The organism is Nitrosopumilus adriaticus (genome assembly GCF_000956175.1).
Classification (GTDB): domain Archaea; phylum Thermoproteota; class Nitrososphaeria; order Nitrososphaerales; family Nitrosopumilaceae; genus Nitrosopumilus; species Nitrosopumilus adriaticus.
In genome coordinates, this window is record NZ_CP011070.1 from 382,910 (window position 1) to 401,685 (window position 18,776).

Sequence of the window (18,776 nt, forward strand, 5' to 3'; positions counted from 1 at the left end):
TCCTTCTGATTATGAAGATACAGAATTTGAAGATGACTTTGATGATGAATTTGATGAAGTAGAAGACTAAATATTTAATCCAAAATTGTCTGCAAAATTTGTAAATGTATTATATGCTTGAAGAAATTCTCTACCTGTTGGACTGATTCTGTATTTGTTTGAACCTTGTGTATCTACTTGTTCTAAAAGTCCTTGAGATACTAATGTTTTTAGAATTCTAGAAATCCTTGAATGTGAGATATTTGCTTTTCTAATAAGATATGTTACTGTTGCTCCATCTTCATCTTGCAAATCATCTCTAGTGGTTGATAAAATATCTCCAATTATTTTCATATGTGTTCTATACTCTGCCATTTCCTCAATAGAATATTTTTCTAATTTCTATGAGAGTGCGTTGATATTTTCCAATATACTAAAAAGACAAAAGAATTTGACACTTTTTTAATTCACAATTTTTTGTGCCTAAATTCATATTATTCAAAATCATCATCAAATTTTATCTTAGTTAATGGGACTTTGCTCACTGGAATGAATAATGCTATTAATCCTCCAATTTTGATTGTCATCGAAGCTGTGTATAGTACTGATTCTGGAAAAACAAAAGAATACCATCCTAAAAATTCACCCAATGCCAAAAGCCCTAAACCTATGGCAACCGAAATAGCTCCTTTATTCTTATTTTCAAAATACGATAACATTGTTTCAATTGCGCCATACGCTAGTAAAATAAATGAAACAGATCTGAAAATGTGTTCTAACTGAACTGACGAAACTAAGAATAATGGTAAAATTCCAACTGATCTAAAATAACTTGATTTTGGAAAAAATGATTTTATGCTATGGGAAAATGCAATGAAAAAATAACCAACTGTTTGAATTCCTATTCCTAATGTTTGCACCCATCTTTCTATACTTCCAGATTTTATTACAAAGTCTTCTATTGTATACCCCATCCATATGACAAAAAATCCTAAACTGATTGATAAAAATGCAATTGATAATCTAAATAGAGTTGGACTACCAGTATTTCTAAATCCTATGATTGACATTACTCCAATTGCCAATCCTACCAAAAACCCTACGAGATTTAGTATATTTTCTAATAAAAATTCCAATGATGTTTAGAAACCCTTTGAGCTAATTATTTTAATCTGATGAATGATTTCACCATGTTGTTAATCCCATTCATCCAATGATCCTGAAGTGTGACCTTCTGTACTTCCTGTATAATCTCCAAGAATATCTGAATATTTTGATTCGTTATGAGCTACAAATTTTACATATTCCCCATAACTCATATCAAAATCACATGAGCCACATTTTACCTCTGAAAAATCCATTGCCAATTCTGCATCTTCTTTACACTTGGGGCATTTTATCTTCATAATGCCCTAAAGTCTTTGTTAACTATTATTACTTTAGATTCGAAAAAAGATAAAAGGAGTTCAATATTGATAATTTCTATGACTCGAATATGCACCAAATGTAAAAATTCTATTCCTGATACCGAACAACTAGGTGTTGTTGCTGAGAAATATCCAACATGTAACAAATGTTGGGCTGAATGGAAGGAATATCAAATTATGGTAATGAATGAAATGAAATTAGATATGTCGATGCTTGATCATAGAAAATTATTGAAAAAACACGAAAAGATCTTTGTAGGCGTACTGTCTTCTGAAGGAGAAGTTATAGATTACACAAATGAAGATAATAGAAAACCTGATGAGCCTACAGGCGTCTAAAAATTCAGGTGTTTTTTAGCATTATCTGGTATAATTAACAAAACCCTTCTTTTTGAATTTTCATCCAAATTAAGGATTATTTTTTTATAGTGTTGGCCAGAATTGTTTTTTCATTTTCTTCTAATGTCAAAAATACTTCCAAAATTCCATCTAAATTAAACTCGATTAATTTTTGAGGTGACTTTGAGACTTCTATGATGTAAGCTGAGAATAACCCCTCTCTTTGTTCTTCTGAAAGTGTGGTTAAAATTTTAAGCCATGTTTTAAAAAGCTTAGAAAAATTAGGAAACGGAATTGTTGGACCTGCTTCTAGTGCATTGTTTATTACTTCTTTTTGTTCTGGTTCTGATAATGTAAAAAATTCTACCATTCTTTTTTTAAGAATTGGGTTTCTAAGAAAATCTGGAAGATTAGCCAAATTAATTATAATATTTCCTGCAAAATTTTCTCCTACCATCGATCTAACCGAATCTTTGTTGAATATAAAATCATGTGAAAATACTTTAGCTTAAATAAACGAAATAGAGATTGCACTACATGACATCAACTGTAGTTGTTGGAGGATTTTTTGGTGATGAAGGTAAGGGTAAAATTATTTCATATTTGGCAATTAAAGATAATCCTACAATAATAGTTAGAGGTGGAGCCGGTCCAAACGCTGGTCATACAATTAGAGATGGCGATAAAGTGTATAAAGTAAGAATGCTTCCAAGTGGTTTTTTGAATAAAAATGCCAAAGTAATGATTGGCCCTGGAGTTGTAATTAATCCCGAAGTCCTTAAAAAAGAAATTAATGATTTTGAAGTTTCCGGACGGGCATTTATTGATAAACATTGTGGAATTATTGAGGAAACTCATCTGTTAAGAGATTCTAAAGGAGAATTAAAAGAAAAAATTGGCAGCACTGGTTCTGGTACAGGACCTGCTAATGCTGATAGGGCAATGAGAGTTTTAAAACTTGCAAAAGATTTTGATTCACTATCCTCTCTTGTTATCGATGTTCCTCTAGAAATTAACAATGCATTATCTAAAAATCAACATGTTTTAGTAGAGGGTACTCAGGGAACTTTCCTTTCTTTATGGCATGGAACTTACCCTTTTGTTACCTCAAAGGATGTTACTGCTTCTGGAATTTGTGCTGATATTGGCCTTGGACCTACAAAAGTGGATGAAGTAATTGTTGTATTCAAATCATATGTTACGCGTGTAGGTACAGGACCTCTTGAAAAAGAATTGTCCCTTGAAGAAGCAGAAAAGAAAGGATGGTCTGAGTTTGGTACTGTCACAGGACGTCAAAGACGTGCTGCAGATTTTGATTTTGATTTAGCTAGGCGTGCAATCATGCTTAATGGAGCAACACAAATTTCCATTACAAAATTAGATGTTCTTTTTTCAGACTGTGCAGGAAAAACTTCCTATGATGAATTGTCTGATGATGCAAAATTATTCATAAAAAATATTGAAATTGAATTAAGCACGCCTGTTACAATAATTGGAACAGGCCCAGCTGTTAATGATGTTATTGACAGAAGAAACTAGGCTCCAAAATTTAGGATAAGTTTAATTTGATAATCTACTACAAACATCTGTGGATAAATTACAAGCAACTACAATTGATAAATTCCCACGTTACATTCAAGTACACTCAACTTTAGAATTCACTAGGCTCGTTTGTGCACTTGAGCGTGCACCACGTGTATCCTTCCTACATGATCACTTTGGAAAAAAAATATTATCTGTACAAATGGATATTCTAAAAGATAAACCAATTGTATATTATACTCCGCTAGAGCATAACGGACATTATCTTTGTTATGGGCTAAAAGGTGGAAAGGAAGAATCTGCAATTGTAGATACTACTTCTGATGCAAGCAAACTCTATTCCCCAATTGTACGGATTAAATCTCTTCCAAAGTCATTGCAGCCTGGAAATGGTACTCTTGATAGATATCAGCCCATTGAATTAGAAGACATGTCTAGTCTTGCAAAGCTTACTTGGGGATTTGAAGAAACCCCGTTCCCTCTATTCTTATTCCCATGTAATGATAAATGGTTAATTGGAGTTTTTATGAATTTCAATGATGAAGGAACATCTTATTTCTGTCATGTAGTATTGGATTCTGATCCCCAAAAACCATTTCTAAAATTTTCAACAAGTAATGGAATACTGCCTACATTTGTAGAAAATCCTTCAGAACACGGTTACTCCTATATCAAAATTATAAAATTAAAAGACACACATCCCTTAGTTGATTATGGCCACCTTCAAAACTAGACTTTCCAAGATCGCAAAAACCAATGGAAAAGTAATTCTTGCAAATGATTATGATTACTCTGTAAAGAATTTAGAATCTAAAACCGTTCAAAATATTCGAAAATTACACCCTTATCTCTGCGGAATCAAGTTGAATTTCCATTTACTTTTACCTCTTGGTTCTAAAGAGATTCTTAAAATCAATAAAACAGCTCATAGATATGGTTTGCAAACAATTGCTGATATCAAACTAAATGATATTGGAAATACAAATCGTGTTACTACTGAACATCTTTGGAATTTAGGGTTTGATGCTGTAATTGCCAATCCCATAATGGGGCTTGATAGTTTAATAAATCTTGTAAAATCATCCCACAAAAATGAAAAAGGCGTTATTACTTTATGTCACATGAGTGCCCCTGAAGCAAAATTATCTTATGATATGGAGATCAAAATGGGAAAGAAACAACAACTTTACCAATTATTTTTGAATTGGGCTATGACTGCAAAAGTTGACGGGATTGTAGTTGGAGCTACTTTCCCAAAAATTATTCAATATTGCTCGAAAAAATCTGGTAAAAAATTAAACATATTTTCTCCTGGAGTCGGTACTCAAGGTGGTAGTGCAAATCAAGTAATTTCATCCGGAACTGATTATCTGATTGTAGGTAGGACCATCCTAAACTCTAAAAATCCTGTAAGTGTTGCAAAAGAATTGCAATTACAAAGTTTTGGAAAGTAACATTTGGGCTTTTGTTAATACTGTTTTAGCGTTATCAAATGTTGTTTTTTCCATGGCTGTGTTATAATCCATCCATGTAAAGTTTTGATGCTCATGAGAAATTTCAACATCTTTAGTTTTAGTTTCTGCCAAGAAAAATACAACTTTTTTATGAATTAATTCTCCTTGATATTGAAAATTATATTCAATCCATTCTTCAAAATTTTCTACAAATGAGATATCTGTTATTCCTGTCTCTTCTTTTGTTTCTCTGATTGCAGTTTGATGAGTTGTTTCATCTTTCTCCATTTTACCTTTGACAAAATCCCAATGCCCTGATGGATAGTGTAATAATAAAAATAAATTATTTGAATCCTCTTTTCTAAATATTACAATTCCTGCTGATGTCTCTTCAATCATTTTCCTAACCGTCTCTTCCTTTCTTGATATGTTCTAATGGCTCTCATCAAATCAATTTTTCTAAACTCTGGCCAAAAAATATCCATAAACACTAATTCGCTGTATGCACTTTGCCACATAAGGAATCCACTTAATCTTTGTTCACCAGATGTTCTTAATATCATGTCCGGAGATGATTGTGGTAAATGTGATGTGTATAGATTTGATTCGATTTCTTTTTTATTAATATCCTCTACTTTTATTGAGCCATCTTTAATTTTTTCTCCAATTTTTTTAACTGCATCTAATAATTCGTATTGTCCACCATATGCTAATGCAATATTTAGAAAATGATTATCATAATTTTTTGTAGCATCATCTAATTTTTCTAGAATCTCTTTTATAGAATCTGGAAGTAGTTCAATTCTACCAATTCCCTTAACCCTCATTTTACACCGATGAATTCTAGGATCGTTGTATAATTTTTCGAGTCTCATACGAATTAATTCGTAAAGATATTCTAGTTCATCATCTTTTCTATTCAAATTTTCTGCTGATAATGCATATAGTGTTACAATCTTGATGTCAAATTCTTCACACCAGTCAAGAAGATTTTCAACTGCATCTGCTCCTTTCCAATGACCTTTTTTTGGCATTGTTAGGTGCCTTTTAGCCCATCTTCGATTACCATCTAAAATTAAGGCAACGTGATTCGGAATGTCTCCATTCTGGATTTCTTTTTCTAATCTTTTACCGTAGATCTTGTATAGTCCGGATAATTGAAAAACCACTTCTTTTATTTTACTAATGTCTAGCCACCTCACCCTTTTCAAGCAACAGAAGATATCAGTGTTATTCAGAAATTTGACTTTAAAAATACTAGATATTCGGATTTAGTCTGAAATCATCTCTTGATCTTTATGCTTTCTATATTTTTTAAAGAGAATAGTAGCTGATACCAGGGTTGCTGCCAATCCTCCCAATAAAGGTGGGATCAAGGTAAATGAATTCTCATCAAAAATCATTATGTTGGTAAATTGGGCTACTGTAGGATACAATGAAATTAGAACAATGATTCTCAAACTATCACTTATTTGTCTTGGAATTCCTCCAATCCAATTACTAAGTAGAGTTCCAGCAAAAATTGCACCAAGACCAATCCATAAAATTGGAAGTGCCCCTGCAATAAATTGTCCAATAATCATCTTGTCTGTAATCTTTGAAATAATTTGTGTGTCTGCTTCAATTAACTCTAAATCAACAGCACTTATCCCTGCAGGAATTGATGAAAGTATCAACAGTATTCCAGCAACCATTGTAAACATTCTGATAAAACCCATCGGTGTTGGTTTAGACCAATTTGATAATGCTCTATCAATATCAAAAGCTCTGATTAAAAATGCTCCCCCTAAAATACTAACAAGAACTGCAAATATTTCTGCAGTATACCCAAATGCAGTTGCGATTCCACCAATTAACAAAAGAATTCCAGGAACTCCTAAAAAGAATTTTGAATATTTTGAATCATATGCAAGCATTTTAAGATATTTTCCAAAAACTGCGTAAGAATATTCTACGCTTCTACTTACTTTCATTACAACACGTTGAACAGATACAACCGGTAAGACATTTTGAATTACTGGGATTACACTTTCATCATCTTCACCATCAGAAACAATCACTGCACCATTAGCAGCAAAATTTTCTAAAACTTTTCTTGTCTCAGAAAGAATTTTTTCGTCTGCCTGAACTCCTCTGTCTTTTACTCCTGCAACAGTAATTACTTCAACTTGATACCCTTTACTGATTAAATCTTCATATGTTTTGATAGCTGCAAAAATTGAATTTGAATCCGCATCCTCAGGATCTTCTAATGCTAATCTTTGAGCTGCCTCTATACATGCATCTCTACCTATAACTGGCGTAGAAATTCCTGCTTTTTCACCTACATCATTATCTCTGTCAATACAAATTACTAGTAATTTATTGGCTGAAGATGCATTGACATCTTTTTCAACCTTATCTGATTGCTGAGACATTCTATTTCTATTACGGAATTACTTTTTAACGATTTCCAACAACTATGAATAGTAAAATTGGGTTTTGAGCCTAGTTTGGTCTCTGCTCTTCAGAATTTCTAGCATATTCTAAAGACTCTTTTTTAATCGATTCAATTTTCTCTATGACTTGTTCTAATTCTACACCTGTACTTCCTTTTTCAATCAAATTTGCTAGCACCTTTGTTTCACCAATATACGAATTAAATTTCTTCAATGCCTCCATGTAGCTAATGTAACTATCTTGCCATACTTCAGGAGGTTTTGATGTAATAAATTCACTAATTTGAGAAGTTACCTGTGACGATGTTACATCAGCTACCACAATGTATTCTTGTGGAGTAATTTCACCATTGCGGAGATTCTGATATTCTATTTCCATTGACTCTTGTAATACTTCATGGATATTTTTTACTCCATCAAGATAATTCTCATAATCTGTAACTATGAAAGTTGTTTCATCTTCTTGTGGCACCAACCATAACAAAAAACTAGCACCCGTAATTGCAGCTAAAATTATGGCAGTTGCAGCAATTCCTTTTTTTGATGCCATTTTGTAATTTTATCTTTAAGGTGTTTATAATTGGTAATATTTTAAATTATTATGAATTGCATCCAAACGTTTGAAAAAAAATGTTTTTACGATAAATTTGACATAATTTTTTTATAAATTTGTTACATTCGATGAATTTTTCAATAATTCTCTCTTTTTGATGCCTGAAAAAATTTACGCGTATCCAGTCTATAGTTAAATAAATTTCACAGCCTCTTCCTAAATACCCGTAAGATTGACAAATTTTAGAATGGTTCAAGCATATTGCGTAAAATGCAGAGCAAAAAGGGATATCAAAGATCCCAAAGAAACTAAATTAAAGAATGGACGTCCTGCTGTAAAAGGTACATGTCCTACTTGTGGAACTAATGTATTCCGTATTGGTGCAATGCCAAAAGAATAACTTCTAACAAAAGTCCACACGATTTCTCTTTTTCAAAACCCATATAGGGTCCAGCATTTATTATTTTTTAGTGACTAAAGCAGAATATGAGGCTCTACTGAAACGAATTCAGGATAAGCTTGGAGATAACAATGAAGATTCGTCAACCAGATTCGAGCTTCCTGTTGTTGATGTTATGTGGGAAGGACAAAAAACTTTTCTACGTAATTTTTCAGAATTCCCAAAAGTTCTCCGTAGAGACCCTGATAAAGTTCTACAATATCTATCAAAAGAATTCGCTGTTCCTGCAGAAAGGCTGGGTGATAAAGCAATGTTTGTGGGAAGACGAGCTCCTGATGATTTCACAAGATTATTTCAAATTTATGTAAAAGATTATCTTGAATGTCCAACATGCAAAAGTCCTGATACTAAAATCCTCAAAGAAAACCGTATCTCATTTTTAATTTGTGAAGCATGTGGTGCAAAATCTACTTTGAAGGGTAAATATGCATAATGCAGTTTTCAGTACGTGTAACTGAATATCAAAAAAACATGATGCTCAATATTTGTGATGCTGAATTATTAGGTAAAAAAATCACTCAAGATGAATTAAACATACACATCAGTGAGAGCTACTATGGTGAAAGATTTGTTGAGAAAGAAGAAGCAAGAGATTTGCTGAAGCAATCATCAATCATTAACATGGTTGGAAAAGAAACAATTTCTTTATCAATTAAACTTGGAGTAGGTTCTGAAAATGGAATTAAAACAATTTCAGGCATTCCGTTTCTAATTGTATTTAATATGTAATATCTTGGTTAATTTGATTTTTGATTCTAGTATTATTTCTGATAAAAGCAATATCTTTTATCTAGTGTCTTCAACAAAATCTATTGCTAAATGATATGAATTCTGATGATATAATGTCTGATGATTTACTTTTTGATGATTTAAGTAGAAAGATAGAATCTAAAATTGATAAAAAATTAATTTTCAAATCAAAACGAGGAGGTTTGAAGGATGGTTTCAAAAAAGGCAAAGTCATCAATGAGGTTTTGGACAAACCAACTGTCATGACTTTATACAAAATGATCACAGATCATATTATTTCGTATGTCAATGGAGCAATCAGTGCTGGAAAAGAATCTGTAGTTTTTTGGGGAGTTGAAAATAACGATGTTAATGTTGCTCTAAAAATTTATCTTGTAAGTACTTCAAATTTTAAAAAACGGGAACCCTACATCCTAGGTGATCCTAGATTCTCTCATATCAAAAAAGGTACAAAAAATCTAGTTCATCTATGGGCTAGAAAAGAATTTCGTAACTTAACTCAATGTTATGAGGCTGGAATTCCGGTTCCCAGACCTCTTCATCTTACAAAAAACGTTCTTGTTATGGAGTTTATTGGTCAAGGTGGGGCTCCTGCAAAATCATTATTGACATCAGAAGTAGATGAAGGTGATTATTTCCAAGCAATTTCTATAATTAAAGATCTTTACCATAAAGCAAAATTGGTACATGGGGATTATTCTGAATATAATATTTTTAAAACAGACAGTGGGCTGGTTGTTTTTGATCTAGGATCTGGAGTTGATTTGAGACATCCAAATGCTCAAGAATTTCTTAAAAGAGATATTAATAACATTACAAAATTCTTTCATAAAAGAGGAGTTTCTGTTGAAGATCCAGATGAATTATTTGAGGAAATAATAAAATGAGTTTTGAAAAATTAATTCGTATTCCAAATGATAGAATCGCAGTTCTTATTGGAAAATCAGGTAGTGTTAAAACAAAAATTGAAACTACTTGCCATGTGTCTTTAGACATTGATGGTGAAACCGGAGAAGTTTTCATAAAAACTCAAGGTGATGTTGAAAAAATTCAACCATTCAAAGCAATGGAAATTGTAACAGCTATTGGAAGAGGATTTTCACCTGAAAATGCTTTGACTTTGTTGCAAGGTGAAAATGCATTACATGTAATTGATCTAAGAGAATTTGCAGGAAAGTCTAATGCAAATGTTGAAAGGATAAAAGGGAGGATCATTGGAGAAGGTGGTAGAGCTAGACGAAATATGGAAAATCTTAGTGGTACACATATCTCAGTTTATGGAAAAACTGTTTCAATTATTGGTGATTCAAGTAAATTACGATTAGCAGTAGATGCGATATCTTCTATTTCAAGTGGAAGTATGCATGGAGCTGTGTATACTAAATTAGAAGCTGCAAATCGCAGAGATAAGCAAGAAAAAATGAAATTATGGGAAGATCAAGATGTCTTTGATTAAAGAAAAATTCAATCAAATATCGCCTAGTGAGTTCTTTTACAGTAACCGTGATTTAGCCGGATTTAGTAATCCTACACGCTCACTCTACACGGCTGTTAGGGAATTTGTAGAGAATGCATTGGATGCCTGTGATCAAAAAGGTATTCTTCCTGACGTTCATTTAACAATAAAAGCTGTTGATCCTGATAAATCAGATCCTAAACCTTACATCTTAACTGTAAAAGATAATGGACCTGGAATAGAACCTGAGCATATTCCTCTTGCATTTGGAACTGTTTTGTATGGCTCAAAATTTGGATTAAAACAAGCTAGGGGAATGTTTGGACTTGGGGCAACCATGGCAATTTTGTATGGACAAATTACAACTAACAAACCTGTTACAGTAAAGAGTTCTGTTGATGGACAAACTCAAGATGAATTTGAACTACTACTTGACATTCAAAAAAATAAACCAGTAATTGTAAAACATAATACAAAACAAGTATCAAAAAAAGGCCTTTCTGTTAGTATTTGCTTAGAAGGTGATTATTCAAAAGCAGGAAATAAAATTAGAGATTATGTTTATGAGACTTCTTTGATTACTCCATATGCGTCAATAACTTTTGATGATCCAAAAGGAGAAAAGTTCTCTCATCCACGCTTTGTAAAAAATATACCTCCACCCCCAACAATAATTCGACCTCATCCCCATGGAATTGATGTAGAACGAATTCGAAGAATGATAGTTGAATCACAATTTGAAATTCCTACTATTGATGATGCAATGATTGAAAAAGTAAGAAAAGATTTGGGTCTATCTGTAAAAAATCTAAGCTTTACTGCAATAATGGATAAAGCAAAGAAAAAATGGAAAACTCTTTCACGTCAAGTTAGAGTAGTAATCGCTTTAATGTCATTTTTAAAAATGGATTTTGAAAAACTAAACAAAATAAAAATTGAAGACATTGATATGCCCAACAAGAAATTATTTTATTGGGATTTTGGAGACTCTCAATCAAAATCAGTAGACATGGATCCTGAAAGTCAATATTTCAAACAATTAACGAATACTGTGCAGGGTGAACCTCTAACAACATTTTTGACTAAACGATTTCAAAGAATAGGTCCAACCACTGCTCTGAAATTTGCAGAATTTTCAGGATTCAAACCTGAAAAACGAATGGGAACAATGACCAATCAGGAATTAGTGAATCTTAGTGATTCCCTTCAAAAATTTGAAGATTTTCTTGCACCTGATCCCAGTTGTCTTGCACCTTTAGGTGAAGGACCACTAGAAAAAGGAATTCAAAAATTCTTTAATCCTGATTTTGCTGCTGTTGTTCAACGTCCTGCCTCTGCATACTCTGGATTTCCTTTCATTATTGAGATGGGTATTGCATACGGTGGTGACATTAAGACTGGTGGACCACATGTTTACAGGTATGCAAATAGAATTCCTCTACTCTATGATGAAGGTAGTGATGTAGTACTCAAAGTTGTCAATGATACTGATTGGGGTAGATACAAGATTAAAGGTGATCCTCCTTTCATTATAGTCTCCCACATTTGTTCCACTAGAATTCCGTATAAAACTGCAGGAAAAGAAAATGTTGCAGATAGACCTGAAATTGAAAGGGAGTTAAGATTGGGATTGCAATACCTGTCTAGAAAATTAGCTGCATACATGTCTAAACGAGGCCAAGCTGATATGGCAAAAAAGAGAGCAAATCTTTATGCAAAATATATCCCACTGATTGCAGAGTTTTGTACTGAACTAGCTGGTAAGAAAAAAGAGCCTGATTATAAGAAAGTATTAGAAATTGAAAATATGGATGAAGTTAAAAAACCAGTAGAGGAGGAAAATAAAGTTGAAAACAAATAAAGAAAAAACTAAGATTAAAGAGCGAAGCAAGAAAGCTGATGCAAAACAAAAGAATATTCTTGAGATGCTTAAAAGTCATGGTGCAAAAATATATGATGAATTAGATAATGGCCAATTCCCAAAATTCTCAATCCCAAGTAGGTCTGTAAGTAATATTGTGTATGATAAAAAATTAAGACAATACATTCTAGGAAGCAACGCTGCTATTAGGAGTTCTAGAAATTCTTCTCAATTAAGATCTTTTACACAATTAATGTGGCTTGCATTTTTTGCAAATAGGCTTACCAAAGAAAAAAAATCATCTACCTTAAGAGATGTTTATTACTCATCTCAAGCTTTCGCCATAGAATTTGAAGACCAATCCGAATCTGATAACATTATTGTTGATTTAGAAGCAGTTACTTCAAAACCACGAGAAGATTTTCACATCTTCCCAGAGGAGAGAAGCTCTATCTTTGGTGATTTGAATATTGAATATACCATTCCAGGTTATGAGGGAAAAACTATGAATTTATCAAATCACCCCGATGGCTATTCTATTGGTCCTAGTTTGACTACTGCAGAATTAGTAGATACTAGTGCTGAAATTGTGATTGCTATTGAAAAAGGTGGTCTTTTTACTAGATTTGTCGAAGAACAGGTTGATAAAAAATTCAAATCAATAATAATCAATACTGGTGGCCAAGCTCCACGTTCAACTAGAACATTACTAAAAAGACTTCATGAAGAAATGAATCTGCCGGTAATTGTACTCACAGATGGTGATGTGTATGGGGAACATATTGCAATGGTAATAAAATCTGGTTCTGCAAATGCAGCACATCTGAGAGAACTAACTGTTCCTGATGCCAAATGGGTAGGTGTTTGGGCTACTGATATTGAAAAATATAAACTTCCAACAATCCCGATGACTGAATCTGATATTAAAAGATGTTATGACTTGAAAAAAGATCCTAGATATGAAGATGGAATTTGGAAAAAAGAACTTGACGTATTTTTAAGACTAAAACGAAAAGCTGAATTGGAAGCTTTCTCAAAATATGGCCTTACAAATATTACTGAAAAATATCTGCCACAAAAATTAGAATTGGCAAAAAGTCTTTAGTTATTTTATTCGAAGTGTTAGCACGCCATTTCTATATTTGAAATCAAATATCTGCATTTCATTTGCACCTTCAATTGGAACTTCTTTTGAAAACCCTGCAGTTCCACGAATATATAAAATCCCATCTACTAATCTTACTGCAATTTTATCTTCAGGACCTGGCACTTCTGCGACAAAAACAAACTCCCCTTCCCCTTTTATCAAATCATAAACCCAGTTCTTTGTTTCTTGTTCTCTTGCTTGAGTGTATAGTGGTTTTTGATCTTTTGTCATTTTCTTTAAAACTCTGACCCAGTAGAACATTGTTAAAGCCGCAGCACCAATTAGGATGAAACTTACAAAACCTGAATCAGCTCTTTGTGTCATAATATAGATAATTCCTAAAAATAAAATCACGATAATTGGAATTACAAAATTTAATGATTGCTCATTCGAATATGCTCCCTTATAGCTTGCCAAACAGTAAAAATTTGCCTTTACCAAATATAAAGTATCTTTGGTTTTTATTACCATTTTTGAAATTTTTACCATTGACCGATAAAGAGTCTACAAAACTATCAATTCGTGATATTGCACTAAAAGGAACAATAATTGCATTGATTGTCACTGTTCCATCACTTTTAACATTCGTTCTAGTGTGGATAATCCTTGATGATTTGTTTTTAGGTGTGATATTGGGCGCTTTTGTTCATTTTATTGCTATGGGGTTCTCGTTAAAAATTTCTAAGAAAATACTGGTCAAAAAATAGATCATTTATTTCGTTGTAACATATTTTCAAAATCATGGATCTCTCAAAAATTGAAAATGATTTGATCTCTGAGATAAAATTGCAACCACTTCAAGCAAAAGTCTATTTGCTAATTACATGTCATGGGAAAATGTCTTCAGTCACAATTGCTAAAAAATTAAAAATATCTGAAGAAGATGCTCAAAAAGCATCTAGGGATTTAATGACTTTGGGTGCTTTTATTGACATTACTGAAACTGAATTTGAAGCAATGCATCCTAGGTTCACTGCTGTTAACATGTATAGAAGAATGTGTGAGCGAGAAAATCGATCTTTTGGACGAAATAAAATTGTCGATAGTGTTGGGGTGATTTTAGAAAAGCCTTACGACGATGCAAGAACTAAATAATGCTAATGGTGGATGACCAACATTGAGTATTGACACTGAAACCTGCAAGCATCAGCCAGTTTACTTTGGAGTAGTAAACATCAACGTAGATGAGCGAACTATAGGCTCTGTTGATGTCTGGAGATGTGGTGTTTGCAAGAAAAGATTTTGCGAAGAAAAACAATTGGGTATTGAAGAAATTGCAGATCTAGTTGGAATGCCAAAAATTGATGCTGATGCAAAATGGGCAGTATCTATATGCAAATTACAACAAGGAAAATACAAATGGAAATTGGTGAGGCTCAAAGAAAATGGGGAAATAAAGCATGAATGTTTAGATGAGAAAATTATTCCGCTCAAAATAAATAATTTTAAAATTGAAGATGAAAAGCATTGGAGCTTTTTAATTGATGATAATATTAACAAGGCAGTAGAAATTTAATTTCTATAATGGACCTTAAAGTTCACATTAATAACATTCATGGAAGCCAGATGGCTGCAAAAATTACTGGGAATTTTACTATAGATAACAATGAATTTCGTTTTACGGCTATTGCATTTGGAAGAATTGGAGGGCAAAATGTTGGTGCAAAGCTTTCTGATGCTACAGAGAAAGAACTAAAAAAATTAGGATATGATGTTGATGAAGTTATAGATTCCCTTCAAAGGAATTTGCTTCAAGGAGATCTTACACTTCCTGAAGGTCTTAAAAAAGAGTCATTTGTTGATGACTAAAATTCTGCTTCCGCTAATGCCTTAGCACAAGAGCAACTTCTAGTTTTAGGGATTTGATCAATTAATTCTGTTAGGATTTTCTTTGTTTTCTCTACGTTTTTTGATAGAGTTTCCAAAACTTCTTTGGCAGTTACAGGTTTTTCAGCCCATACATCATAATCTGTTACAGTTGAAATTGATACATAGCACATTTGTGCTTCACGTGCTAATTGGCATTCTGGAACTAGTGTCATTCCAATAATATCTGCCCCCGTTGTTCTGTAGAATTTTGATTCTGCTTTGGTTGAAAATCTTGGACCTTCAATGCAGACATAAGTACAATCTTTGTGTATTTTCAAATCTTGTTTTTCTGTTACTTTGATAATTGATGATTGTAATTCTGGGCAAAATGGGTCTGCAACTGAAATGTGTATTACTCTTCCTTCTTCAGAAAATGAACCTTTTCTTGATTTTGTAAAATCTAAAAACTGTGATGGCAAAACAAAGTGTCCTGGTTCTAATTCTTCTTTAAGACTTCCAACTGCAGATGGTGCGATAATTCTTGTAACTCCTAATTCTTTGAATGCCCAAATATTTGCTCTGAAATTGATCATGTGGGGGGGAATAGTGTGTTTTTTTCCATGTCTTGGAAGAAAAGCAATCTTTCGTCCATTAAAAATTCCTACGGTGATAGTATCTGATGGCTTTCCGTATGGTGTGTCAATATCAATCTCTTGTGCATCTTCAAGTAGTCCTGAATCATAAATTCCAGTTCCTCCAAAGATTCCAATCTCTACATCTTTTTCCATTAATACTTCACCAGTGACTTACAATTGTAATTGCTAATTCCTTTGATTCCGTTAAGATCTGTTAATTCTATAATGAATGCAAAACCTGTGATTTTACCGCCTACTTTTTCAATTAATTTTGCAGCAGCTTTTGCTGTTCCTCCAGTAGCAAGTAGATCGTCACAAATCAACACTTTTTGTCCTTTCTCAATACTGTCTTTTTGAATCTCAATAGTGTCTTTTCCATATTCAATTGTGTATGACAATTTTACAGTCTTTCCGGGTAATTTTCCTGCCTTTCTAATCATCATCATCCCTTTTTTGTATCTGGCAGCTAAAATACATGCAAGAATGAATCCTCGAGACTCTATTCCTGCAAAGACATCGATATCTTTAGTATGAAAATACTTTGAAAACTCATCTGCAATTTCGGATAATGCTGATGGGTCCTTCAAAATTGGACTAAAATCTCTAAATAAAATTCCTTTTTTAGGAAAATTTGGATATTCTGCAATTTTATCTTTTAAATTCATGACTAGTATCTTCTGAGGTGAAATAAAATTGTTTGATACTAGTTAATTTCAAAAGTGGTTTCAGCAAAATTAAAAGCATCTGAAACTTTTATTGTATAAGTTCCAGGCTCAGTTTCTGCAGGAATGAACCATGGCAGATTAATTTCTCCTGCTTTTGACGCAGGAATTGACAACTTGTCAATTTCTACTCCTTCAGAAGAAATAATTTCTATTGCAACAGTTTGTGTTACTCCAAAAATTTGAATAGTTTTTGATTTCCCTAAATAAGTATCTGGATTATCTAATACTGATACAATTATTCCTTCTTCTAATACTGCACGCACATCTAATTCTACAGTATCAAAGTTTGATCCACTTTTTGCATGAATCGTCCATATCCCTGTTTTGGCATCAGAAGGTATTCTAAATTTTTCTTCAGAAATTCTTCCATTTTTATCTGAAAATGACTCTTCAACTATCTTTACTTCTTTTCCTTCTGGATCAAATAGGGAAATAGTGAGAATAGCATTTGGACTAGTTTCTCCTAAAACTAAAATTGAATCACCTGGATGGTACTCTGTTTTTGTGGTATTGATATCGATTTCACCTGAACCTACCTGCAATCCCACTGCAAAAATTTCCGTACTTTTAGCACTTCCTTTACTGACAACTGCTGAGTATACTCCTGACGCAAATCCTTTCAAATCAAGAGAATAAGAGCCTCTGCCATCTGGTTGCAATTGTATTGATATCACATCTCCTTTTGGTTTATCTGATGGATCAATGATTAATAGACTAACAACCTCGGATGCTTTACCTGTGACAGTAATTATTGCAGTTTCTGTAGACTTGTAACTTGATTTGTCAAATTCTATGTTTACTGGAATTTTTGGTAATTCTCCTAGTCCTACAAAAATAAATTCTTTATTCTTTTCTTGAGTTGCAATTAACGTGTATGTTCCTTCTGCTGTACTCTGAAGAGTTGGATATTCAAATTCTACAATCCCTGACTCATCAATTTCAATAATATCTGAAAATATTTCTTTTCCAAGAGGATCTTCTAGTGTTAACTCAATTGATTTGTTTGGTAATGCTGTCCCATTAAATTTTATAGTTTCACCCGGCTCAAATTTCAAACTAGTGGGTGTGATGATAATTACTTTGTCTGACTCGATAGTCCAGCTAATTGATTTGTTTGTTTTACCATCTGATAGAACCCCTGTATATTTTCCAAATGGTCTATCTAGTGGAACTATTAATGGTTCTATTTCCCAGTTTCCTTTACTATCAATCTCAGCTGTTCTTGTTCTGATGACTTCTCCATCTGGTGAATTAATTGTCAATGAAACACCTTTTCCTGGGGACCCAGTTCCAAAAATTTCTAGCAAATCTCCTCTATGTACAATGTTTGGAATACCTTCAATTGTTAATTTGATATTCTCTTCTGGGATTCTATTTTCAATCTCACCTATTCTAATGCTGATTTTTTTCTCTTCACCTTCTTTATCCTTTATGATAAAATCTGCTCTGTCAGCTTTTTGGTCTTCTGGGATCTTCATTGAAGTCATAAAGTGACCATCTTTATCTGTCACAAAACTTCCAATCTTTTTTGTATCGATGTAGAAATCAAATTCTTGAGATGCGCCAAATTTATCTCCTGTAACTCTAATTGATGAACCTACATTTGGTTTCTCTGGAACTATTCTAAATATTGACTCTGCAGAAATACTGAAACCTGAATTTTCTTCAATTTGGACATTGTCTGGATTTTTAACCACTTTTGATAATTCTTTTGGCAATACTTTGCCAGTGTCAATCTGTTTATCCTTACCATCTAATGCTTTCCAATTAATTCCTGAACTCACTTTATCAGTTTTAACACCAAATTTGACAGATTCACCTTTCTTGATTGGTTCTGATGATGTGAAAACAATTACTCCTTGTGGTGTTTTTTCCCCTACCCATCCTTTTTCAGTTTTGAAAGATTTGAAACTATAGTCACTGCCAACCCAAATCCTAAATGTGTTGATGTCTTGGTCTTGCTCATTTTTTAATTCAAGTATTGTAGTCTCTTCAAGAGCTATACTTGAAACATCAATTTCTTGAGCATAAGATGGAATTACTATAAATGTAATTGAAAGTAAAATTGTAACTGAAAGGATGATTCCTCTCATTGAGGATTTGTTCATATTCTCCAAATTATTCATCTCTCTCTTAAACCTTAAACAATTTTTCCTGCATTGTTATTTCTTGATTCAGAATCTTTCATAAGCAAACTTCTT

The 18,776-nt window shown here is 32.8% G+C and carries 27 protein-coding genes; 15 read left to right on the forward strand and 12 right to left on the reverse strand.

The genetic code is table 11. The features are described 5' to 3' along the window. Positions 1-66: 66 nt before the first annotated feature. The 3 genes from NADRNF5_RS02225 to NADRNF5_RS02235 all read right to left on the reverse strand — a co-directional run bounded on the left by NADRNF5_RS02225 (position 67) and on the right by NADRNF5_RS02235 (position 1,385). Entirely contained in the window at positions 67-354 is a 288-nt protein-coding gene (locus NADRNF5_RS02225; RefSeq protein ID WP_048115240.1) for a winged helix-turn-helix domain-containing protein, read from the reverse strand. 119 nt (positions 355-473) lie between these two features. Beyond that, positions 474-1,115, reverse strand: a complete 642-nt coding sequence (locus NADRNF5_RS02230; protein WP_192828343.1) for a hypothetical protein — start codon at positions 1,113-1,115, stop codon at positions 474-476. Between the two features lie 60 nt (positions 1,116-1,175). Next, positions 1,176-1,385, reverse strand: coding sequence for a hypothetical protein (locus NADRNF5_RS02235; RefSeq protein ID WP_048115244.1), 210 nt, complete (start codon positions 1,383-1,385; stop codon positions 1,176-1,178). Between the two features lie 78 nt (positions 1,386-1,463). Between NADRNF5_RS02235 and NADRNF5_RS02240 the strand changes: the two genes are divergently transcribed. Continuing rightward, complete coding sequence (locus tag NADRNF5_RS02240; RefSeq protein ID WP_048115247.1) at positions 1,464-1,745, forward strand: Fe(2+)-trafficking protein; 282 nt, start codon at positions 1,464-1,466, stop codon at positions 1,743-1,745. A 76-nt stretch (positions 1,746-1,821) separates the two neighbouring features. On the opposite strand, the gene NADRNF5_RS02245 is transcribed toward NADRNF5_RS02240, so the two are convergent. Next, positions 1,822-2,202 carry a hypothetical protein gene (locus NADRNF5_RS02245; RefSeq protein WP_237089311.1) on the reverse strand — a complete coding sequence of 127 codons (381 nt, stop codon included), beginning with the start codon at positions 2,200-2,202 and terminating at the stop codon, positions 1,822-1,824. An 80-nt stretch (positions 2,203-2,282) separates the two neighbouring features. Here NADRNF5_RS02245 and NADRNF5_RS02250 point away from each other — a divergent pair, with 80 nt between their 5' ends. Genes NADRNF5_RS02250 through NADRNF5_RS02260 form a run of 3 tightly spaced genes read left to right on the forward strand, consistent with a single transcriptional unit; the run spans position 2,283 to position 4,741 of the window. Further along, a complete protein-coding gene (locus NADRNF5_RS02250) occupies positions 2,283-3,284 on the forward strand; it encodes an adenylosuccinate synthetase (protein WP_048118802.1) in 1,002 nt (333 codons plus the stop codon). 49 nt (positions 3,285-3,333) lie between these two features. Continuing rightward, on the forward strand, positions 3,334-4,020 hold the full coding sequence (locus tag NADRNF5_RS02255) for a hypothetical protein (RefSeq protein WP_048115249.1): 687 nt from the start codon (positions 3,334-3,336) through the stop codon (positions 4,018-4,020). Further along, on the forward strand, positions 4,001-4,741 hold the full coding sequence (locus tag NADRNF5_RS02260) for an orotidine 5'-phosphate decarboxylase (RefSeq protein WP_048118805.1): 741 nt from the start codon (positions 4,001-4,003) through the stop codon (positions 4,739-4,741). The genes NADRNF5_RS02255 and NADRNF5_RS02260 overlap by 20 nt, the downstream gene beginning before the upstream one ends. On the opposite strand, the gene NADRNF5_RS02265 is transcribed toward NADRNF5_RS02260, so the two are convergent. From NADRNF5_RS02265 to NADRNF5_RS02280, 4 genes are all read right to left on the reverse strand, one after another. Further along, the gene (locus tag NADRNF5_RS02265; protein ID WP_048115252.1) at positions 4,721-5,140 is read right to left on the reverse strand and encodes a bis(5'-nucleosyl)-tetraphosphatase; all 420 of its coding nucleotides are present in this window, start codon (positions 5,138-5,140) and stop codon (positions 4,721-4,723) included. The genes NADRNF5_RS02260 and NADRNF5_RS02265 overlap by 21 nt on opposite strands. Then, positions 5,137-5,910, reverse strand: a complete 774-nt coding sequence (gene uppS / locus NADRNF5_RS02270; RefSeq protein WP_048118808.1) for a polyprenyl diphosphate synthase — start codon at positions 5,908-5,910, stop codon at positions 5,137-5,139. Before uppS ends, NADRNF5_RS02265 begins: the two co-directional genes overlap by 4 nt. A 102-nt stretch (positions 5,911-6,012) precedes the next feature. Beyond that, the gene (locus tag NADRNF5_RS02275; protein WP_048115255.1) at positions 6,013-7,158 is read right to left on the reverse strand and encodes a DUF373 family protein; all 1,146 of its coding nucleotides are present in this window, start codon (positions 7,156-7,158) and stop codon (positions 6,013-6,015) included. Between the two features lie 70 nt (positions 7,159-7,228). Next, on the reverse strand, positions 7,229-7,729 hold the full coding sequence (locus tag NADRNF5_RS02280) for a hypothetical protein (RefSeq protein WP_048115257.1): 501 nt from the start codon (positions 7,727-7,729) through the stop codon (positions 7,229-7,231). 250 nt (positions 7,730-7,979) lie between these two features. On the opposite strand from NADRNF5_RS02280, the gene NADRNF5_RS11250 reads away from it, so the two are divergent. From NADRNF5_RS11250 to NADRNF5_RS02315, 7 genes are all read left to right on the forward strand, one after another. After that, on the forward strand, positions 7,980-8,132 hold the full coding sequence (locus tag NADRNF5_RS11250) for a DUF5679 domain-containing protein (protein ID WP_048115260.1): 153 nt from the start codon (positions 7,980-7,982) through the stop codon (positions 8,130-8,132). A gap of 70 nt (positions 8,133-8,202) precedes the next feature. Beyond that, positions 8,203-8,625 (forward strand): translation initiation factor IF-2, encoded by a 423-nt coding sequence (locus NADRNF5_RS02290; RefSeq protein ID WP_048115262.1) that lies wholly within the window; start codon positions 8,203-8,205, stop codon positions 8,623-8,625. Further along, positions 8,625-8,921 (forward strand): DUF424 domain-containing protein, encoded by a 297-nt coding sequence (locus NADRNF5_RS02295; RefSeq protein WP_048115264.1) that lies wholly within the window; start codon positions 8,625-8,627, stop codon positions 8,919-8,921. The genes NADRNF5_RS02290 and NADRNF5_RS02295 overlap by 1 nt, the downstream gene beginning before the upstream one ends. 95 nt (positions 8,922-9,016) lie before the next feature. Continuing rightward, positions 9,017-9,829, forward strand: coding sequence for a serine protein kinase RIO (locus NADRNF5_RS02300; RefSeq protein WP_192828344.1), 813 nt, complete (start codon positions 9,017-9,019; stop codon positions 9,827-9,829). Further along, the gene (locus NADRNF5_RS02305) at positions 9,826-10,398 is read left to right on the forward strand and encodes a KH domain-containing protein (protein WP_048115267.1); all 573 of its coding nucleotides are present in this window, start codon (positions 9,826-9,828) and stop codon (positions 10,396-10,398) included. Before NADRNF5_RS02300 ends, NADRNF5_RS02305 begins: the two co-directional genes overlap by 4 nt. Then, the gene (locus NADRNF5_RS02310; RefSeq protein ID WP_048115272.1) at positions 10,385-12,259 is read left to right on the forward strand and encodes a DNA topoisomerase VI subunit B; all 1,875 of its coding nucleotides are present in this window, start codon (positions 10,385-10,387) and stop codon (positions 12,257-12,259) included. The genes NADRNF5_RS02305 and NADRNF5_RS02310 overlap by 14 nt, the downstream gene beginning before the upstream one ends. Next, a complete protein-coding gene (locus NADRNF5_RS02315; RefSeq protein WP_048115275.1) occupies positions 12,246-13,364 on the forward strand; it encodes a DNA topoisomerase IV subunit A in 1,119 nt (372 codons plus the stop codon). Before NADRNF5_RS02310 ends, NADRNF5_RS02315 begins: the two co-directional genes overlap by 14 nt. Here the strand turns inward: NADRNF5_RS02315 and NADRNF5_RS02320 are convergent, their stop codons facing one another. Then, positions 13,365-13,877: an Hsp20/alpha crystallin family protein gene (locus NADRNF5_RS02320; RefSeq protein ID WP_048118814.1), complete on the reverse strand. Its 513-nt coding sequence runs from the start codon at positions 13,875-13,877 to the stop codon at positions 13,365-13,367. 17 nt (positions 13,878-13,894) lie between these two features. Here NADRNF5_RS02320 and NADRNF5_RS02325 point away from each other — a divergent pair, with 17 nt between their 5' ends. Genes NADRNF5_RS02325 through NADRNF5_RS02340 form a run of 4 tightly spaced genes read left to right on the forward strand, consistent with a single transcriptional unit; the run spans position 13,895 to position 15,215 of the window. Beyond that, on the forward strand, positions 13,895-14,113 hold the full coding sequence (locus NADRNF5_RS02325) for a hypothetical protein (RefSeq protein WP_048115278.1): 219 nt from the start codon (positions 13,895-13,897) through the stop codon (positions 14,111-14,113). A 34-nt stretch (positions 14,114-14,147) separates the two neighbouring features. Next, entirely contained in the window at positions 14,148-14,501 is a 354-nt protein-coding gene (locus NADRNF5_RS02330; RefSeq protein ID WP_048115281.1) for a helix-turn-helix domain-containing protein, read from the forward strand. A gap of 22 nt (positions 14,502-14,523) precedes the next feature. Next, positions 14,524-14,922 carry a hypothetical protein gene (locus tag NADRNF5_RS02335; RefSeq protein ID WP_048115283.1) on the forward strand — a complete coding sequence of 133 codons (399 nt, stop codon included), beginning with the start codon at positions 14,524-14,526 and terminating at the stop codon, positions 14,920-14,922. An 8-nt stretch (positions 14,923-14,930) separates the two neighbouring features. Then, on the forward strand, positions 14,931-15,215 hold the full coding sequence (locus tag NADRNF5_RS02340; protein WP_048115286.1) for a hypothetical protein: 285 nt from the start codon (positions 14,931-14,933) through the stop codon (positions 15,213-15,215). Here the strand turns inward: NADRNF5_RS02340 and NADRNF5_RS02345 are convergent. The 3 genes from NADRNF5_RS02345 to NADRNF5_RS02355 are packed head-to-tail and all read right to left on the reverse strand — an operon-like array spanning position 15,212 to position 18,683. Beyond that, a complete protein-coding gene (locus NADRNF5_RS02345) occupies positions 15,212-16,003 on the reverse strand; it encodes an S-methyl-5'-thioadenosine phosphorylase (protein WP_048115289.1) in 792 nt (263 codons plus the stop codon). The two genes, NADRNF5_RS02340 and NADRNF5_RS02345, sit on opposite strands and share 4 nt — an antisense overlap. Further along, complete coding sequence (locus tag NADRNF5_RS02350; RefSeq protein ID WP_048115291.1) at positions 16,003-16,515, reverse strand: adenine phosphoribosyltransferase; 513 nt, start codon at positions 16,513-16,515, stop codon at positions 16,003-16,005. Before NADRNF5_RS02350 ends, NADRNF5_RS02345 begins: the two co-directional genes overlap by 1 nt. Positions 16,516-16,553: 38 nt before the next feature. Next, entirely contained in the window at positions 16,554-18,683 is a 2,130-nt protein-coding gene (locus NADRNF5_RS02355; RefSeq protein ID WP_048115294.1) for a biofilm-associated protein, read from the reverse strand. Positions 18,684-18,776 lie beyond the last annotated feature (93 nt).

What these genes read in the sequence shown, in the direction of transcription:
- NADRNF5_RS02330 (WP_048115281.1), top strand. Translation starts at nt 14,148, where the DNA reads ATGGATCTCTCAAAAATTGAAAATGATTTGATCTCTGAGATAAAATTG.
- NADRNF5_RS02245 (WP_237089311.1), bottom strand. Translation starts at nt 2,202, where the DNA reads ATGGTAGGAGAAAATTTTGCAGGAAATATTATAATTAATTTGGCTAAT.
- NADRNF5_RS02310 (WP_048115272.1), top strand. Translation starts at nt 10,385, where the DNA reads ATGTCTTTGATTAAAGAAAAATTCAATCAAATATCGCCTAGTGAGTTC.
- NADRNF5_RS02305 (WP_048115267.1), top strand. Translation starts at nt 9,826, where the DNA reads ATGAGTTTTGAAAAATTAATTCGTATTCCAAATGATAGAATCGCAGTT.
- NADRNF5_RS02225 (WP_048115240.1), bottom strand. Translation starts at nt 354, where the DNA reads ATGGCAGAGTATAGAACACATATGAAAATAATTGGAGATATTTTATCA.
- NADRNF5_RS02265 (WP_048115252.1), bottom strand. Translation starts at nt 5,140, where the DNA reads ATGATTGAAGAGACATCAGCAGGAATTGTAATATTTAGAAAAGAGGAT.
- NADRNF5_RS02345 (WP_048115289.1), bottom strand. Translation starts at nt 16,003, where the DNA reads ATGGAAAAAGATGTAGAGATTGGAATCTTTGGAGGAACTGGAATTTAT.
- NADRNF5_RS02355 (WP_048115294.1), bottom strand. Translation starts at nt 18,683, where the DNA reads ATGAACAAATCCTCAATGAGAGGAATCATCCTTTCAGTTACAATTTTA.
- NADRNF5_RS02320 (WP_048118814.1), bottom strand. Translation starts at nt 13,877, where the DNA reads ATGGTAATAAAAACCAAAGATACTTTATATTTGGTAAAGGCAAATTTT.
- NADRNF5_RS02295 (WP_048115264.1), top strand. Translation starts at nt 8,625, where the DNA reads ATGCAGTTTTCAGTACGTGTAACTGAATATCAAAAAAACATGATGCTC.
- NADRNF5_RS02260 (WP_048118805.1), top strand. Translation starts at nt 4,001, where the DNA reads ATGGCCACCTTCAAAACTAGACTTTCCAAGATCGCAAAAACCAATGGA.
- NADRNF5_RS02250 (WP_048118802.1), top strand. Translation starts at nt 2,283, where the DNA reads ATGACATCAACTGTAGTTGTTGGAGGATTTTTTGGTGATGAAGGTAAG.
- NADRNF5_RS02240 (WP_048115247.1), top strand. Translation starts at nt 1,464, where the DNA reads ATGACTCGAATATGCACCAAATGTAAAAATTCTATTCCTGATACCGAA.
- NADRNF5_RS02300 (WP_192828344.1), top strand. Translation starts at nt 9,017, where the DNA reads ATGAATTCTGATGATATAATGTCTGATGATTTACTTTTTGATGATTTA.
- NADRNF5_RS02275 (WP_048115255.1), bottom strand. Translation starts at nt 7,158, where the DNA reads ATGTCTCAGCAATCAGATAAGGTTGAAAAAGATGTCAATGCATCTTCA.
- NADRNF5_RS02280 (WP_048115257.1), bottom strand. Translation starts at nt 7,729, where the DNA reads ATGGCATCAAAAAAAGGAATTGCTGCAACTGCCATAATTTTAGCTGCA.
- NADRNF5_RS11250 (WP_048115260.1), top strand. Translation starts at nt 7,980, where the DNA reads ATGGTTCAAGCATATTGCGTAAAATGCAGAGCAAAAAGGGATATCAAA.
- NADRNF5_RS02340 (WP_048115286.1), top strand. Translation starts at nt 14,931, where the DNA reads ATGGACCTTAAAGTTCACATTAATAACATTCATGGAAGCCAGATGGCT.
- NADRNF5_RS02235 (WP_048115244.1), bottom strand. Translation starts at nt 1,385, where the DNA reads ATGAAGATAAAATGCCCCAAGTGTAAAGAAGATGCAGAATTGGCAATG.
- NADRNF5_RS02350 (WP_048115291.1), bottom strand. Translation starts at nt 16,515, where the DNA reads ATGAATTTAAAAGATAAAATTGCAGAATATCCAAATTTTCCTAAAAAA.